Annotated in this window: 1 protein-coding gene; it reads left to right on the top strand. The window is 77.0% G+C overall.

Annotated features, from left to right (window positions below):
* Positions 1-518: ROK family protein (locus ACYVE9_RS30605; RefSeq protein WP_461031096.1), on the top strand; the 518-nt coding region annotated here is incomplete at both ends.

Genomic DNA, 518 nt, shown 5'->3' on the forward strand with positions numbered 1-518 from the left:
CGGGCCAGGGCGTCGGTGGGCGCGGACAGCCGGGACGGCGAGCCCGCTCAGGTGCTCGCCCGGCTCGCCGCGCTGATAGGCAGGGTCGGGGAGCAGGCGCGGGCTTCGGGGCTGCGCCCGGCCGGGGTGTGCGTCGCGGTTCCCGGCCTCGTCGCCCGGGACCGGCTCACCGTGGTCCGGGCTCCCAACCTCGGCTGGCAGGACGTCGACCTCAGCCTGCACCTCCCCGTCCGGGAGGGCGGCCTCAGCGCGGACAACGAGGCGAACCTGGGGGCGCTGGCCGAACTGTGGCTTGGCGGGCACGATCCCGAGCCGCGCGACGCGCTGCACGTCTCGGCGGCGATCGGCATCGGCGCGGCCATCCTGGTGGACGGTGAACTGCTGCGCGGGACGCGCGGGTTCGCCGGTGAGCTGGGCCATGTGCCGGTACGCCCGCGGGGACGCCGGTGCGGCTGCGGAGGGCGCGGTTGCCTGGAGCAGTACGCGGGTGAGGAGGCGGTGCTGCGGGCCGCTGGCCT

Source organism: Streptomyces sparsus (genome assembly GCF_054776295.1).